Source organism: Roseateles cavernae (assembly GCF_040187885.1).
Taxonomy (GTDB): Bacteria; Pseudomonadota; Gammaproteobacteria; order Burkholderiales; family Burkholderiaceae_C; genus Roseateles_E; species Roseateles_E cavernae.
Genome location: NZ_JBDPLH010000002.1, coordinates 417,108 through 432,243, shown reverse-complemented (window position 1 = coordinate 432,243; position 15,136 = coordinate 417,108). Strand labels below are relative to the sequence as shown.

Here is a 15,136-nt window from a genome sequence, read left to right as displayed (position 1 = left end):
GACTCAGAAGTGAATGCCCTTCATCATCTGCTGCAGCGCGATCGCTTCGGCGGACAGCTGGGGCTTGCCCCCCTTCTCGCCCTTGGCCGCATCGCTGTCCGGGAACATGCGGAAGCTGGTGTTCATCGCGATCTGCGCCACCCGCGGCGCCAGCGCGTGCATCAGCTGGCCGGTGATGCCCAGCCGGGTCGCGATGCGCACCGGCTTGGCGATACAGGCCTGGGCAATCATGTCGGCGGCCTCCTCGGGCGCCAGGGTCGGCACATTGTTGTAGATCTTGGTCGGCGCGATCATCGGCGTGCGCACCAGCGGCATATTGATGGTCGTGAAGGTGATGCCCTGGTCGGCAAACTCGCTGGAGGCGCAGCGGGTCCAGGCGTCCAGCGCGGCCTTGCTGGCCACATAGGCCGAGAAGCGCGGTGCATTGGTCAGCACGCCGATGCTGGAGATATTGACCACATGGCCTTTCTTCTTCGCCACCATGCCGGGCAGCAGGCCCATGGTCACGCGCAGGCAGCCGAAGTAGTTCAGCTGCATCGTGCGCTCGTAGTCGTGGAAGCGCTCGTAGCTGCCCTCGATGGCGCGGCGGATCGAGCGGCCGGCGTTGTTGATCAGGAAGTCGACGCCGCCGAAATTCGAGCTGATCCAGGCCATCAGCTCGGCGCAGCTCTGCTCGTTGGCGATATCGGCCGAGAAGCTGTGCACCTGGGCCTTGGGGCCGGCGAAGCTGCGGATCTCCTGCTCGGCCTCGGCCAGCTTGGCGGCGTCGCGTGCGCAGATCAGCGTGATCGCACCGGCCTCGGCAAACTTCATCGCCGCGGCCAGACCGATGCCCGAGGAGCCGCCGGTCACCAGCACCACCTTGCCGGCGGTCGCCCCCTTCAGGCTGCGGTCGATGAAGAGGTCGGGGTCGAGATGGCGCTCCCAGTAGTCCCACAGCCGCCAGGCATAGTCCTTCAGGTTCGGGCAGGCAATACCTGAGCCCTTCAGCGCGGCTGCGGTCTCGCGGCAGTCGAAGCGGGTCGGGTAGTTGATGAAGGTCAGCATGTCCTCGGGCAGGCCCAGGTCCTTCATCACCGCATGGCGGATGCGCCGCACCGGCGCCAGCGCCATCAAGCCCTTCTTGACGCTCTTCGGAATGAAGCCCAAGAGCGCGGCGTTGACGAACAGATTCATCTTCGGCGCATGGGCGGCCTTGGAGAAGATGTCCAGCACATCGCCGACGCGGTAGCCCACCGGGTCGACCAGATGGAAGCAGGCGCCGCTCTTCCTGGCCTGTTGGTGGCTGATGTGGTCGAGCGCGCTGACGACGAAGTCCACCGGCACGATATTGACCCGCCCGCCCTCCAGGCCCACCGAGGGCATCCAGGGCGGCAGGATCTGGCGCAGGCGCTGGATCAGCTTGAAGAAGTAGTAGGGGCCGTCGATCTTGTCGGCCTCGCCGGTGGCCGAGTCGCCCACCACCATGGCCGGCCGGTAGACGGTCCAGGGCCTCTTGCACTCCTTGCGCACGATCTTCTCGCTCTCGTGCTTGGTCATGAAGTAAGGGTGATCGAGGCCCTCGGCCTCCTCGAACATGTCCTCGCGGAACACGCCTTCATACAGGCCGGCCGCCGCGATCGACGAGACATGGTGGACATGGCCGGCCTCGATGGCCTGGGCGAACTCGACCAGGGCGCGGGTGCCGTCGATATTGGCCCGCACCTGCTCGTCCTCGGGCGCGGCCAGGTCGTAGATCGCGGCCAGATGGTAGACATGGTCGACCTTGCCCTTCAGCGCCTTGATCTGATCGGCCGCCACGCCCAGCTTCTTCGCATTCAGATCGCCGAACACCGGCAGCGCGCGCGTCTTGGCGACGCCCCAGAACTCCAGCAGGGCCGGCACCTTGTCGCGGCTCTCCTCGCGCAGCAGGAAATGGACCGTGCTGCCGCGCCGCGCCAGCAGTTTCTTGACCAGGCGTTTGCCGATGAAGCCGGTGGCGCCGGTGACGAAATACTGCATGCTGTGTCTCCATTGGGATGTTTGCAGCCATTCTTGACCAACTGCGCCGGGCCGCCGCTGCGCGCTTTCCCGAGGGTGGGCGATAGAGCGCACTCACTAGGATTGGCCGCTGCGGCCGCCTGTTGCGGCCCTATAGTGAAGCCACCCTCCACAGACATAGGACCGCAGACCATGGTCAAGAAGCTTCAGAAGATGGCCGCCAAGAACAAGGCCGGCTCCAACGGCGCTATCCCTGGCATCCCGGCCGGCCTGCTGGACAGCCAGCTGGCCCAGTCCGTCAAGGACTCGGCCCAGCAGATCTGGGCCGCCGGCCTGGGCGCGTTCGCCAAGGCCCAGGGCGAAGGCGGCAAGGTCTTCGAGGCCCTGGTCAAGGAAGGCCTGACCCTGCAGAAGAAAACCCAGAGCGCGGCCGAAGAGAAGCTCGGCGCCGTCACCAGCAAGATGAGCGGCATGGCCGGCGAGGTCGGTGCCAAGGCCGGCCAGCAATGGGACAAGCTGGAATCGATCTTCGAGGAACGTGTGGCCAGTGCGCTGAAGCGCCTGGGCGTGCCCACCGCCAAGGACATTGACGCGCTGATCGCCCGCATCGACGCGCTGAGCGCCGCAACCGGTGCCAAGCCCGCAGCCCGCAAGGCCGCAGCCAAGCCGGCGGCCAAGGCCGTCGCCAAGCCCGCACCCAAGACCGCCGCGAAGACAGCCACCAAGAAGCCGGCTGCCAAGAAGGCCGCTGCACCCAAGGCAACACCTGCCCCCAAGGCCGCCCCGCGCAAGCGCGCCGCCAAGCCGGCCGCTGCCGCGCAGGCCTGAGCGCGCTAGTCGCCGCTCATTGATCGCGCGCCGTCCATGCCCGCACCCAAGCGCCGCGCCCCCCGGCGCGGCCCCGCACGCATAGGCCTGGCCCTGGCCGGCGGCGGGCCGCTGGGCGCCATCTACGAGATCGGCGCGCTGTGCGCGCTCGAAGAGGCGATTGACGGGCTGGACTTCAGCGCCTGCGATGGCTATATCGGCGTCAGCGCCGGCGGCTTCATCGCGGCCGGCCTGGTCAACGGGCTGACGCCGCGCGAGCTCTGCGCCGCCTTTATCGAAAACGATGCCGAGGCTCCGGTCAGCTTCGAGCCCAGCCTGCTGCTGCGCCCCGCCTGGGACGAGTATCTGGCGCGGCTGGGCAGCCTGCCGGGCCTGCTGGGCCAGGCGCTGTGGCAGACCGCCGTGCAGGGCCGCTCGCTGCTGGCCGCCTTCGAGCGCCTGGGTCGCGCGCTGCCGACCGGGCTGCTGAGCGGCGACGTGATGGCCGAGCAGCTGCGCAGCCAGTTCAGCCAGCCCGGCCGCAGCGACGACTTCCGGCAGCTGCGGCGCCCGCTGGTGCTGGTGGCCACCGATCTGGACAGCGGCGAGGCCGTGCCCTTCGGCACGCCGGGCTACGACCATGTGCCGATCTCGCGGGCGGTGCAGGCCAGCGCGGCGCTGCCGGGGCTGTTCCCGCCGGTCGAGATCGAGGGCCGCCACTTCGTCGATGGCGCGCTGAAGAAGACCATCCATGCATCGGTGCTGCTGGACCGGGGGCTGGACCTGCTGATCTGCCTGAACCCGCTGGTGCCCTACCAGGCCGGCTTCGACGAGCATGCGCGCATCCCGCGCATCGCCGATGGCGGCCTGCCCCTGGTGCTGAGCCAGACCCTGCGCGCGCTGATCCATTCGCGCCTGGAGCTGGGGCTCAAGCGCTACGAGCTGAGCCACCCGGACACCGACATCCTGCTGTTCGAGCCCGATCCGCGCGACGCCGAGATGTTCCTGGCCAACACCTTCAGCTATGCCCAGCGCCGTCATCTGGCCGAGCATGCCTACCAGGCCACCCGCAGCGCGCTGCTGCAGCGCTACGCCGAACTGGCTCCCAAGCTGGCCCGGCAAGGCCTGACCCTCAGCCGCTCCGTGCTGCAGGACCGCCAGCGCCGCCTGCTGGCGCCGAGCCGCCTGCCCCCCACCGAGGCGGCCCTGCAGCGCCTGCGCGACACGCTGGGGCGGCTCGAAGCTCGCGTCTCGGCGTGATCTGCATCACGACCCGGGCCTGAACCCCCTGCGCGCAGGGGGATGGCAGGGGCCGAGCCGGCTGCAACACTGCATGCCATGCGCTGCCAACCAGCAGCAAGCCTTCAGCCCCTCGGAGAACTCATGCGCAAAGCCCTCATCGCCGCCCTGCTCGCCAGCCCCCTGCTGGCCCTGGCATCGCCGGTCAATCTGGTCAACAACGGCAGCTTCGAAGCCGAGATCAAGGCCAACGGCCAATGGTCGAACTACAGCAGCCTGACCGGCTGGAGCGCCGGCACCCGCGGCGTCGAGCTGCGCAACAACGTCGCCGGCAGCGCGCTGGACGGCAGCAACTTTGTCGAGCTCGACACCACCGGCAACAGCTGGATCAGCCAGACCATCGCCACCGTGGCCGGCCAGTGGTACTCGCTGGAGTTTGCCTACTCGAACCGCGCCGGCGTGGCCGCCGCCAGCAATGGTCTGGCCTGGAGCTTCGGCGGCGCCTCGGGCACCGCCGATGCGCAGGCCCTGATCAGCGGCAACCATCAATGGCAGACCGGCAGTGCCCTGGTGCAGGCCAGCGGCTCCAGCATGGTGCTGCGCTTCGAGGCCCTGGGCAGTAGCGACTCGCTGGGCAGCTCGCTGGACCGCGTCTCGGTCACCAGCGCCGTGCCCGAGCCCGAGAGCTATGCGCTGATGCTGGCCGGCCTGGGCGCGATGGCCCTGGTGGCACGCCGCCGCCGCGCACAACAGTAAGATTTTTTGGTGGGACGCGCTGCGGGGTAGAGACCAAAGCGCCTTCTCAAAAACAAGGGCGCCTCGGCGCCCTTGTTCGTTTCAGCCCGGACCTCAGCCCAGATAGCGCGACTCCAGATGGGCCTTGAAATGGGCCGGGTTCAAGGTCTCGCCGCTGGCGCGCCGCACCAGCTCGGGGGTTTCCCAACGGCTGCCCTGGCTCCAGACCTGGGCCTTCAGCCAGTCGAACACCGGCGCCAGATCGCCGGCGGCGATGCGGGCGTCGAGCTCGGGCATGGCGCGGCGCATGGTCGCGAACCACTGCGCCGCATACATCGCGCCCAGCGTGTAGCAGGGGAAGTAGCCGAACAGGCCGGCACCCCAGTGCACATCCTGCATCGGTCCGTTGCGGTAGTTGCCGCGCGTGTCCAGACCCAGCAGCTCCATCATCTTGGCGTCCCACAGCGCCGGGATGTCCTCGCACTCGATCTGCCCTTCGATCAGCGCGCGCTCGATCTCGTAGCGCAGGATGATGTGGGCCGGGTAGGTGACCTCGTCGGCATCGACGCGGATATAGCCCGGCGCGACGCGCGTCAGCAGGCGGTTCAGATTCTGCGGCGCAAACGCCGGCTGCTCGCCCAGATGGCGGCTGACCAGCGGGCTCAACAGGCCGGCAAAGGCCGGATGGCTGCCCAGCTGCATCTCGAAGGACAGGCTCTGGCTTTCATGCAAGCCCATCGAGCGTGCCCGCGCCACCGGCTGGCCCAGCCACTCGCGCGGCAGGTTCTGCTCGTAGCGGCCATGGCCCGTCTCGTGGATGGTGCCGGTCAGGCTGGGCAGAAAGCTGTCCTCGCGGTAGCGCGTGGTCATGCGCACATCCTCGGGCACGCCGCCGCAGAAGGGATGGGCGCTCTCGTCGAGCCGGCCGGCCTCGAAGTCAAAACCCATCAGCCGCATCGCGTCCTGGCCCAGCGCGCGCTGGGCCGCAGTCGGGAACGGCCCTTCGGGCTGCAACACCGTCTCGCCGGCCTGCTTGGCCTGCACCGCGCGTATCAGGCCCGGCAGCCACTGGCGCAGCTCGCCGAACACGCGGTCCACCTCGGCCGCACGCATGCCGGGCTCGTACTGGTCCATCAAGGCGTCATAGCGGCTCAGGCCGCTGCTGTCGGCCAGCAGCTGCGCTTCCTCGCGGGCCAGGCGCACGACCTCGCGCAGATTCTCCAGATAGCCGGCCCAGTCATTGGCCGGGCGCTGGCTGCGCCAGGCATGCTCGCAGCGCGAGATCGCCAGGCTCTTGGCCTCGACCAGGGACTGGGGCAAGGCGTTCGAGCTCATCCAGGCACGCCGCATCTCGCGCAGATTGGCGCGCTGCAGCTCGTCCAGCGGCTCGCTGGCCGCCGCGTCCAGCAGGCTCTTGAGCGCCGGCTCGGTGGCCAGCTGGTGCATCAGCCCGCCCATCTCGGCCAGCGCCAGCGAGCGCGCCTCATTGCCCTTGGCCGGCATATTGGCCGACTGGTCCCAGGAGGCGATGGCTTGCAGATGGGCCAGGTGGTGCAGGCGCTGGTGGCGCTGGCGCAGATCGTCGTAGGCGGTGGTGGTGCTCATGGTGTCGGATGGGGCTGGTGGGTCAAGGCGGTGCCGGTGGGCGCCGCAGGCATTGTCAGGGAAACACCCAGAGCAGGGCCGCCGTCATGACGAAGTAGCGGCCGAACTTGCCGATCGCCATATAGAACAGACAGGGCCAGAACGGCAGCCGCAGCCAGCCGGCCACCGCGCACAGCGGGTCGCCGACCAGGGGCAGCCAGCTCAGCAGGCAAGCTTTGGCGCCAAAGCGTTCCAGCCATTGCAGCGCGCGGGCTCGCGCCGGCGGGTGATGAGCGGCCCGTTCGTACAGCCGCTCGGCCCCGAAGCCCATCCACCAGCTGATCGCGCCGCCGACGGTGTTGCCGGCGGTGGCCACCAGCACGGCAGGCCAGAACATCTCGGGGTTGAGCTTGACCAGGCCGAACACCGCCGGCTCCGAGCCCATAGGCAGCAGGGTGGCCGACACCAGCGCGATGATGAAGATCGCCGACAGGCCGACCTTGGGCAGGGCCAGCGCCGCCAGCAAGGCGGCCATCAGCTCTTGCATCCAGATTTCCATGCACCGATTATCCAGGGCGCCCAGCGCACCGATGCACGCAAACGGGGGTAATCGTCGGCTTGCGGGATAGCGGCCGCCATTGCAGACTCGCGGCAGGGATGCCGTCCGCGCGTCTGTGATAGAAAGGTCGACAAGATCCGACCCGCCTGCCGATGCGGGCAGCGCAGCGGGTCATGTCGTTGAGGATCGATGAAGGCCATGTTCTCCACCATGCCGCGTGCATCCGAAACCCGCCACCGGCGGGTGTCTGTGCTGCTGCTCGCCCTTGTGACGGCCTTGTTCGCTGCGCGCGAGGTCAATGCCAACGAGAGCTGCAAGCAGCTGCTGGCCTCCGGCAATCCGCAGTACCCCCCCTATCTATGGCGCGACCCTGAGGACGAGTCGCGCCTGATCGGTGCCAATAGCGAGCTGATGCAGATGCTGGGCAAGGAGCTGGGCCTGCCCATCGAGGTGCGCTATATCGGCCCCTGGGGCCGGGTGCAGGAGGAGTCGCGGGCCGGGCGCATCGATCTGATCGCCGGCGCCTTCTTCACGCTGCCGCGCACCGAGTACATGGACTATTTCCACCCGGCCTTCCGCGAGACCCGCTCGGTGGTCTGGACCCGCGAGGGCAGCAAACTGAACTACCGGCGCTGGAGCGATCTGGCCGCGCTGCAGGGCGTGACCGTGATCAACAACAGCTTCGGCGAAGAGTTCGACCGCTATGCCAAGGAGAGCCTGAAGATCAGCCAGGTGGCCAGCCTGGAGCAGGCCATACAGATGCTGCAGCGCTCGCGGGCCGACTACCTGGTCTACGAGGACGCCCCGGCCGCCGCCTATCTGGCCAAGATGAATATCGTCGACATGAAGGCGCTGACGCCGGCGGTGGCCAACGAAAACCTCTACCTGACCCTGTCGCATCGCTCGGCCTGCAACAGTGGCGAGATGCGCGGGCGGATTGCGCGCGCGCTGTACAAGCTGGCACGCCTGGGTGTGATGAATGCCCTGGTCGAGAAGAATATCCAGCTCTGGCGGCGCCAGAATCAGTAGCGCCGGCCGCGCTGGCCGGTCATGGCAAGGGCGGCGGAGGTATACTTCTGCCTCTTTTTTGAGCAGAACCTCCCTCCTACTTTATGCACATCGGCCCTTACGCCTTGCCGAACAGACTGTTCGTCGCGCCGATGGCAGGCGTCACCGATCGGCCGTTTCGCCAGCTCTGCCGGCGTCTGGGCGCGGGCTATGCGGTCAGCGAGATGGTGACCTCGCGCAAGGATCTGTGGAACAGCCTGAAGACCTCGCGTCGCGCCAATCATGAGGGCGAGGCCGCGCCGATCGCGGTGCAGATCGCCGGCACCGATGCGGCCATGATGGCCGAGGCGGCCGCCTACAACATCGATCGCGGCGCCCAGATCATCGACATCAATATGGGCTGCCCGGCCAAGAAGGTCTGCAACAAATGGGCGGGCTCGGCCCTGATGCAGGACGAGGTGCTGGCGCTGCAGATCATCAGCGCGGTGGTGGCCGCCGCGGCACCGCTGGGCGTGCCGGTGACCTTGAAGATGCGCACCGGTTGGTGCGACAGCGAGCGCAATGCCTTGAGCATCGCCCGTGCCGCCGAGAGCGCCGGCGTCGCGATGGTGACCGTGCACGGCCGCACCCGCGAGCAGGGCTACAAGGGCCTGGCCGAGTACGACACGATTGCCGCCGTCAAGGCCGCGCTGCGCATCCCGGTGGTCGCCAATGGCGATATCGACTCGCCGCAGAAGGCCAAGCAGGTGCTGGCCTACACCGGCGCCGACGCACTGATGATAGGCCGCGCGGCCCAGGGCCGGCCCTGGATCTTCCGCGAGATCGCCCACTACCTGGCCACCGGCGAGGAGTTGCCGGCGCCCGAGGTGCTGCAGGCCCGCGACTGGCTGCTCGAGCATCTGCAGGACCACTACAGCCTGTACGGCGAGCTGACCGGCATGCGCACCGCGCGCAAGCACATCGGTTGGGCCTTGCGCGGCCTGCCCGGCGGCGAAGCGTTCCGCCAAGAAATGAATCTCCTGGAGAGCTGCGAAGCCCAGGTCAGCGCCCTCGGCGACTGGCTGGGCGAGCTCGCCACCCGCCATGACAGGCTGCCGGTGCTCGCCATCGAGGCCGCCAACGACGAACAAGAACTGAGGCTGCAGGCATGACCCCGAAACCGATTGACGCCTGCGTGCGCGAGAACCTGGAAGTCTATTTCCGCGATCTGGACGGCGAGACTCCACACTCGATGTACGAGATGCTGATCGGCCTGGTCGAAAAGCCGTTGCTGGACGTCGTGATGAAGCAGGCCGACGGCAACCAGAGCAAGGCCGCCGAATGGCTGGGCATCAACCGCAACACGCTGCGCCGCAAGCTGACCGAGCACAAGCTCCTCTAATTTCCCCTCCCGAGCCTCACCATGACCCATCTGACCGCCCTGATCTCGGTGTCCGACAAGACCGGCATCCTGGAATTCGCCCAAGCGCTGCATGCCTTGAACGTCAAGCTGCTGTCCACCGGCGGCACCGCCAAACTGCTGGCCGAGGCCGGCCTGCCCGTCACCGAGGTGGCCGAACACACCGGCTTCCCCGAGATGCTGGACGGCCGCGTCAAGACCCTGCACCCGAAGATCCACGGCGGCCTGCTGGCGCGCCGCGACCTGCCCGAGCATGTCGCCGCGATTCAGGCCCACGGCATTGACACCATCGACATCCTGGCCGTCAACCTCTATCCGTTCGAGGCCACCGTCGCCAAGCCCGGCTGCACGCTGGAAGACGCGATCGAGAACATCGACATCGGCGGCCCGGCCATGGTGCGCAGCGCGGCCAAGAACTGGAAGGACGTCACGGTGCTGACCGACGCCTCGCAGTATGCGGGCGTGCTGGCCGAGCTCAAGGCCGAGGGCAAGACCAGCGACAAGACCCGCTTTGCCTGCTCGGTGGCCGCCTTCAACCGCATTGCCCAGTACGACGCCGCGATCAGCAACCATCTGAGCGCGCTGGCCGAGGACGGCACGCTCTCGGCCTTCCCGGCCCAGATGAACAGCAGCTTCGTCAAGGTGCAGGATCTGCGCTATGGCGAGAACTCGCACCAGAGTGCCGCGCTGTACCGCGATCTGTATCCCGCCCCCGGCTCGCTGGTGACGGGCAAGCAGCTGCAGGGCAAGGAACTCAGCTACAACAATATCGCCGACGCCGATGCGGCCTGGGAGTGCGTGAAGAGCTTCGCGCTGCCCGCCTGCGTGATCGTCAAGCATGCCAACCCCTGCGGCGTGGCCGTCGCGGCCACGGCCGCCGAGGCCTATGCCAAGGCTTTCAAGACCGACCCGACCAGCGCCTTCGGCGGCATCATTGCCTTCAACCAGGTGGTCGACAAGGCGGCGGCCGAACTGGTCGTCAAGCAGTTCGTCGAGGTGCTGATGGCGCCCGGTTTCACCGAGGAGGCGCTGGCGATCTTTGCGCCCAAGGCCAATGTGCGCCTGCTGGAGATCGCGCTGCCCACCGGTGGCACCACGCCCTGGAGCCAAGGCCGCAACGCGATGGACAGCAAGCGGGTCGGCTCCGGCATCCTGATCCAGAGCGCCGACAACCATTTCCTGCAGAAGGCCGACCTGAAGGTCGTCACGACCCTGCAGCCGACGGCCCAGCAGCTCGATGACCTGATGTTCGCCTGGACCGTGGGCCAGTACGTCAAGAGCAATGCCATCGTGTTCTGTGCCGGCGGCATGACGCTGGGCGTCGGCGCCGGCCAGATGAGCCGCATCGACAGCGCCCGCATCGCCGCGATCAAGGCCGAGAACGCCGGCCTGAGCCTGACGGGCTCGGTGGTCGCCAGCGACGCCTTCTTCCCCTTCCGCGACGGCCTCGATGTGCTGGCCGATGCCGGCGCCTCCTGCGTGATCCAGCCGGGCGGCTCGATGCGCGACGAGGAGGTGATCGCCGCCGCCAATGAGCGCGGCGTCGCGATGGTGTTCACCGGCGTGCGCCACTTCCGGCATTGACCGACGGCCACCCCCAGGCGCTGCGCGCTTCGGGGGTGGGTCACCCCACCGGCAGCGCCGTCTCGTACTTGACCTCGCGCAGCACCACATTGCTGCGCACGCTGGCCACCCCCGGCACCTTGAAGATCTGCGACTGCAGGAACTGGTCATAGGCCTTCATGTCCGGCACCACGACCTTGATCACATAGTCGGCCTCGCCGGTGATGCCGTGGCATTCGATGATCTCGCGGCTGGCGCGCACCAGGCGCTCGAAGTTCTCGACCGCGCCCTCGCTGTGCCGCACCAGGCTGACATTGGCCAGCACGCAGATATTGAGCCCGAGCTTCTCGCGGTCCACCAGGGCCACATGGCGGCGTATCACGCCGCTGTCCTCCAGCTCCTTGACCCGCCGCCACACCGGCGTGGCCGACAAGCCGACCTTCTCCGCCAGCTGCTGGGTGCTCTGCCGGCCATCGGCCTGCAGCGCCTCGAGAATCTGCTTTGTCGCCCGATCGAAACGTTCAATTTCCATTTCAGCCACCTTTGAGTTGAATTCTCTCATTGACCGGCTTGACAGTAGCAAAGAGAGGAACAAACACTTGGCTTGCTGACCAAGAATCTCGCTCCAGCCCCATCAGAGCGCCAGGAGACAGCCATGCCCAGCACCGACCTCATTGCCCCGCCGCCCGCGCTGCGCGACTACAAGCTCTCCGACAACCTCGGCGCCAGAAGCGGCCAGGTCTTCATGACCGGCACCCAGGCCCTGGTGAGGCTGCTGCTGGCGCAGAAAGCGCTGGACGAGCGGGCCGGGCTGAAGACCGCCGGCTTCGTCTCCGGCTACCGCGGCTCGCCGCTGGGCATGGTGGACCAGCAGCTGTGGAAGGCGAAGAAATTCCTCGACGCGGCCCAGGTCAACTTCCTGCCCGCGATCAACGAGGACCTGGCCGCCACCGCCTGCCTCGGCGTGCAGCGGGTCGCGCTGGACCCCAAGCGCACGGTCGATGGCGTGTTCGCGATGTGGTACGGCAAGGGGCCAGGTGTTGACCGCTCCGGCGACGCGCTCAAGCATGGCAATGTCTACGGCAGCTCCAGCCAGGGCGGTGTGCTGGTGGTCTGCGGCGACGACCATGGCTGCGTCTCGTCCAGCACCCCGCACCAGAGCGATCTGGCCCTGCAAGCATGGAGCATGCCCCTGGTGCATCCGGCCAATGTGGCCGAGTACCTGGAGTTCGGCCTCTACGGCTGGGCGCTCTCCCGCTTCTCCGGCGCCTGGGTCGGCTTCAAGGCCATCTCCGAGGTGGTCGAGTCCGGCATGACCGTCGATCTGGACAGCGTGCCGCTGGACTTCGAGCTGCCCGTCGATCACCAGCCGGCGACGAACCTGCACATCCGCAGCGTCGACCTGCCCTCGCTGGAACTGGAGTCGCGCCTGGAGCACAAGCTGGCCGCGGTGCGCGCCTTCAGCAAGCTCAATTCGATCGACAAGCACATCGTCGCCAGCCCCAGCGCCACCCTGGGCATCGTCACGGTCGGCAAGGCCCACTACGACTTCATGGAGGTGCTGCGCCGCCTGGACCTGGACCCGAATGCGCTGGCCGCGGCCGGCGTGCGGGTCTACAAGGTCGGCCTGGTCTATCCGCTGGAGACCACGCGCATGGCCGAGTTCGCCCAGGGGCTGACCGATATGCTGGTGATCGAGGAAAAGGCCCCGGTGGTCGAGCGCCAGATCAAGGAACTGCTCTACCACCTGCCCGACGCGCAGCGCCCCCATGTGATCGGCAAGACCGACGAGCATGGCGCGGCCGTGCTCTCCAGCCTTGGCGAGCTGCGCCCCTCGCGCATCATGTCCACCGTGGCCGAATGGCTGGCGCGCTTGAACCCGGCGCTGGACCGCCGCCATCTGGTGGTCGATTTCCTGACCCCCTGCCTGCTCAGCAACGCGGCCGATGGCGTGCGCCGCCAGCCCTATTTCTGTTCGGGCTGCCCGCACAACACCAGCACCAAACTGCCCGAGGGCTCGCGGGCGCTGGCCGGTATCGGCTGCCACTTCATGGCCAGCTGGATGGAGCGCGGCACCTCGGGCCTGATACAGATGGGCGCCGAGGGCGTGGACTGGGCGGCGGCCTCGCGCTTCACGAGCGAGAAGCATGTGTTCCAGAACCTCGGTGACGGCACCTACTACCACAGCGGTTATCTGGCGATCCGCCAGGCCATCGCCGCCAAGACCAATATCACCTACAAGATCCTCTACAACGATGCGGTCGCGATGACGGGCGGCCAGCCGGTCGACGGCCAGACCAGCGTGCCGCAGATCGCGCGCCAGGTCGAGGCCGAGGGCGTCAAGCGCCTGGTCGTCGTCTCCGACGAGATCGGCAAATACGAGGGCCATCACGGCCTGTTCCCGGCAGGCACCACCTTCTTCGATCGCAGCGAGCTGGACAAGGTCCAGCGCGAGCTTCGAGACATAGAGGGCGTGACCGTGCTGATCTATGACCAGACCTGTGCGGCGGAGAAGCGCCGGCGCCGGAAGAAGAAGGAATTCCCCGATCCGCCGAAGCGCATCTTCATCAACGAGCAGGTCTGCGAGGGCTGCGGCGACTGCGGCCAGGCCTCGAACTGCCTGTCGGTCGTGCCGGTCGAGACCGACTTCGGCCGCAAGCGCGCGATCGAGCAATCGAGCTGCAACAAGGACTTTTCCTGCGTCAACGGCTTCTGCCCCAGCTTTGTCTCGGTGCATGGCGCGCAGCTGAAGAAGAAGGTCGGCGCTGGATACACGGCGCAAGACCTGGCCCGCGAGATCGCCGCCATCGGCGCGCCGGCCGCCTGGGACTGGACCGGGCCCTTCGACCTGCTGGTCACCGGCGTCGGCGGCACCGGCGTCGTCACCGTCGGTGCACTGGTCAGCATGGCCGCCCATCTGGAAGGCAAGCAGGCCTCGGTCCTGGACTTCATGGGCTTTGCGCAAAAGGGCGGCTCGGTGCTGAGCTTCGTGCGCCTGGCGCCGACCCAGGATCTGCTCAACCAGGTCCGCATCGACACCCAGCAGGCCGATGTGCTGCTGGCCTGCGATATGGTGGTCGGCGCCAGCCCCGACGCGCTGGGCACCGTCAAGCCGGGCCGCACCGTGATCCTGGCCAACACGCACGAGCTGCCGACCGCAGCCTTTGTGCGCAACCCCGATGCGAATCTGCAGGGCGAGTCCTTGCTGGCCAAGATGCGCCATGCCGTCAATGACGACGCGCTCTTGTCCACCATCGACGCCCAGGCCATCGCGCAGCAGCTGATGGGCGACACCATGCCCAGCAACATCATCATGCTGGGCGCCTGCTACCAGCGCGGCCTGATCCCGCTCAGCGAAGCGGCGCTGATGCGCGCGATCGAGCTGAACGGTGTCGCGGTCGAAGGCAACAAGACCGCCTTCGCGCTGGGCCGCCTGGCCATCGCTGCGCCGGACGCGATCAAGCGCCTGGGCGGCGAGCGCGCCCAGCCGGTGCAGCTGCTGCTGGGCCAGGACAAGCTCGATGGCCCCGAGGGTCTGATCGCACGCCGCCTCGCCCATCTGACGGCCTATCAGGACGCCGCCTATGCGCAGCGCTATCTGGCCCTGGTCGACAAGGTGCGTGCGGCCGAGGCTGCCCTGGGCGAAGCCGGCAAGGCCGAGCGTTTAACCAAGGCCGTCGCCCGCTACTACGCCAAGCTGCTGGCGATCAAGGACGAGTGGGAAGTGGCCCGTCTCTACACCGACGGCAGGTTCGAAGCCAGCATGCGCGCCCAGTTCGACAACTGGGAACGTCTGTCCTTCCATATGGCGCCGCCGCTGCTGTCAAAACCTGGCCCCGATGGACGTGCGAAGAAGGTCGAGCTGGGCTCTTGGACCTTCAAGGCCTTGAAGGTGATGGCCAGGTTCAAGGGCTTGCGCGGCACGCCGCTGGATGTTTTCGGCAAGACCGAGGAGCGCCGCCTGGAGCGCCAGCTGATCAGCGACTACGAGGCCTTGATCGATGAGCTGCTGGCCAAGCTCAGTGCCGACAAGCTGGAGCTGGCCGTCAAGCTGGCCCGGCTGCCGGAATCCATCCGCGGCTACGGCCATGTCAAGCTGGCCAATGTCGTGACGGTGCGGGCCCAGCAGCAGGAGCTGCTGGACCGCTTCCACGGCCGGGTGGCCGAGGCGTCGGTGCAGATCGTCAAGCCGGCCGAGCGGGTCAAGAGCGTCGCCGAGCTGTGACAACGGGGGGGCTTGCCCCCCAATGTGGGATTCCCAG

Annotated in this window: 12 protein-coding genes; 8 read left to right on the top strand and 4 right to left on the bottom strand. The window is 67.5% G+C overall.

Going from position 1 to position 15,136, the window contains the following annotated elements; translation table 11 throughout:
* Positions 1-3: 3 nt before the first annotated feature.
* On the bottom strand, positions 4-2,001 hold the full coding sequence (locus ABGI63_RS08860) for an SDR family oxidoreductase (RefSeq protein ID WP_349742089.1): 1,998 nt from the start codon (positions 1,999-2,001) through the stop codon (positions 4-6).
* A 171-nt stretch (positions 2,002-2,172) separates the two neighbouring features.
* Between ABGI63_RS08860 and ABGI63_RS08855 the strand changes: the two genes are divergently transcribed.
* The 3 genes from ABGI63_RS08855 to ABGI63_RS08845 all read left to right on the top strand — a co-directional run bounded on the left by ABGI63_RS08855 (position 2,173) and on the right by ABGI63_RS08845 (position 4,782).
* Positions 2,173-2,808, top strand: a complete 636-nt coding sequence (locus ABGI63_RS08855) for a phasin family protein (RefSeq protein WP_349742088.1) — start codon at positions 2,173-2,175, stop codon at positions 2,806-2,808.
* Between the two features lie 36 nt (positions 2,809-2,844).
* Positions 2,845-4,047: a patatin-like phospholipase family protein gene (locus ABGI63_RS08850; RefSeq protein WP_349742087.1), complete on the top strand. Its 1,203-nt coding sequence runs from the start codon at positions 2,845-2,847 to the stop codon at positions 4,045-4,047.
* A 123-nt stretch (positions 4,048-4,170) separates the two neighbouring features.
* Positions 4,171-4,782 (top strand): PEP-CTERM sorting domain-containing protein, encoded by a 612-nt coding sequence (locus ABGI63_RS08845; RefSeq protein WP_349742086.1) that lies wholly within the window; start codon positions 4,171-4,173, stop codon positions 4,780-4,782.
* Positions 4,783-4,875: 93 nt separating this feature from the next.
* Here ABGI63_RS08845 and ABGI63_RS08840 read toward each other — a convergent pair whose 3' ends face one another.
* Together ABGI63_RS08840 and ABGI63_RS08835 are read right to left on the bottom strand one after the other, a co-directional pair.
* Positions 4,876-6,366 (bottom strand): carboxypeptidase M32, encoded by a 1,491-nt coding sequence (locus ABGI63_RS08840; RefSeq protein WP_349742085.1) that lies wholly within the window; start codon positions 6,364-6,366, stop codon positions 4,876-4,878.
* 55 nt (positions 6,367-6,421) lie between these two features.
* The gene (locus ABGI63_RS08835; RefSeq protein WP_137941137.1) at positions 6,422-6,904 is read right to left on the bottom strand and encodes a YqaA family protein; all 483 of its coding nucleotides are present in this window, start codon (positions 6,902-6,904) and stop codon (positions 6,422-6,424) included.
* Positions 6,905-7,102: 198 nt separating this feature from the next.
* Between ABGI63_RS08835 and ABGI63_RS08830 the strand changes: the two genes are divergently transcribed.
* From ABGI63_RS08830 to purH, 4 genes are all read left to right on the top strand, one after another.
* Entirely contained in the window at positions 7,103-7,933 is an 831-nt protein-coding gene (locus ABGI63_RS08830; protein WP_349742084.1) for a substrate-binding periplasmic protein, read from the top strand.
* Positions 7,934-8,016: 83 nt separating this feature from the next.
* Positions 8,017-9,063 (top strand): tRNA dihydrouridine synthase DusB, encoded by a 1,047-nt coding sequence (gene dusB / locus ABGI63_RS08825; protein WP_349742083.1) that lies wholly within the window; start codon positions 8,017-8,019, stop codon positions 9,061-9,063.
* Positions 9,060-9,293: a Fis family transcriptional regulator gene (locus ABGI63_RS08820; protein WP_137941139.1), complete on the top strand. Its 234-nt coding sequence runs from the start codon at positions 9,060-9,062 to the stop codon at positions 9,291-9,293. The genes dusB and ABGI63_RS08820 overlap by 4 nt, the downstream gene beginning before the upstream one ends.
* Before the next feature lie 21 nt (positions 9,294-9,314).
* Positions 9,315-10,895, top strand: coding sequence for a bifunctional phosphoribosylaminoimidazolecarboxamide formyltransferase/IMP cyclohydrolase (gene purH / locus ABGI63_RS08815; protein ID WP_349742082.1), 1,581 nt, complete (start codon positions 9,315-9,317; stop codon positions 10,893-10,895).
* Between the two features lie 40 nt (positions 10,896-10,935).
* Here purH and ABGI63_RS08810 read toward each other — a convergent pair whose 3' ends face one another.
* Positions 10,936-11,406 (bottom strand): Lrp/AsnC family transcriptional regulator, encoded by a 471-nt coding sequence (locus ABGI63_RS08810; protein ID WP_266006685.1) that lies wholly within the window; start codon positions 11,404-11,406, stop codon positions 10,936-10,938.
* Between the two features lie 123 nt (positions 11,407-11,529).
* Here ABGI63_RS08810 and ABGI63_RS08805 point away from each other — a divergent pair, with 123 nt between their 5' ends.
* Positions 11,530-15,099 carry an indolepyruvate ferredoxin oxidoreductase family protein gene (locus ABGI63_RS08805; protein ID WP_349742081.1) on the top strand — a complete coding sequence of 1,190 codons (3,570 nt, stop codon included), beginning with the start codon at positions 11,530-11,532 and terminating at the stop codon, positions 15,097-15,099.
* Positions 15,100-15,136: the final 37 nt, after the last annotated feature.

Coding starts and splice junctions, on each gene's coding strand:
- ABGI63_RS08845 (WP_349742086.1), top strand. CDS start 4,171: ATGCGCAAAGCCCTCATCGCCGCCCTGCTCGCCAGCCCCCTGCTGGCC.
- ABGI63_RS08805 (WP_349742081.1), top strand. CDS start 11,530: ATGCCCAGCACCGACCTCATTGCCCCGCCGCCCGCGCTGCGCGACTAC.
- ABGI63_RS08835 (WP_137941137.1), bottom strand. CDS start 6,904: ATGGAAATCTGGATGCAAGAGCTGATGGCCGCCTTGCTGGCGGCGCTG.
- purH (WP_349742082.1), top strand. CDS start 9,315: ATGACCCATCTGACCGCCCTGATCTCGGTGTCCGACAAGACCGGCATC.
- ABGI63_RS08855 (WP_349742088.1), top strand. CDS start 2,173: ATGGTCAAGAAGCTTCAGAAGATGGCCGCCAAGAACAAGGCCGGCTCC.
- ABGI63_RS08810 (WP_266006685.1), bottom strand. CDS start 11,406: ATGGAAATTGAACGTTTCGATCGGGCGACAAAGCAGATTCTCGAGGCG.
- ABGI63_RS08840 (WP_349742085.1), bottom strand. CDS start 6,366: ATGAGCACCACCACCGCCTACGACGATCTGCGCCAGCGCCACCAGCGC.
- dusB (WP_349742083.1), top strand. CDS start 8,017: ATGCACATCGGCCCTTACGCCTTGCCGAACAGACTGTTCGTCGCGCCG.
- ABGI63_RS08860 (WP_349742089.1), bottom strand. CDS start 2,001: ATGCAGTATTTCGTCACCGGCGCCACCGGCTTCATCGGCAAACGCCTG.
- ABGI63_RS08830 (WP_349742084.1), top strand. CDS start 7,103: ATGTTCTCCACCATGCCGCGTGCATCCGAAACCCGCCACCGGCGGGTG.
- ABGI63_RS08820 (WP_137941139.1), top strand. CDS start 9,060: ATGACCCCGAAACCGATTGACGCCTGCGTGCGCGAGAACCTGGAAGTC.
- ABGI63_RS08850 (WP_349742087.1), top strand. CDS start 2,845: ATGCCCGCACCCAAGCGCCGCGCCCCCCGGCGCGGCCCCGCACGCATA.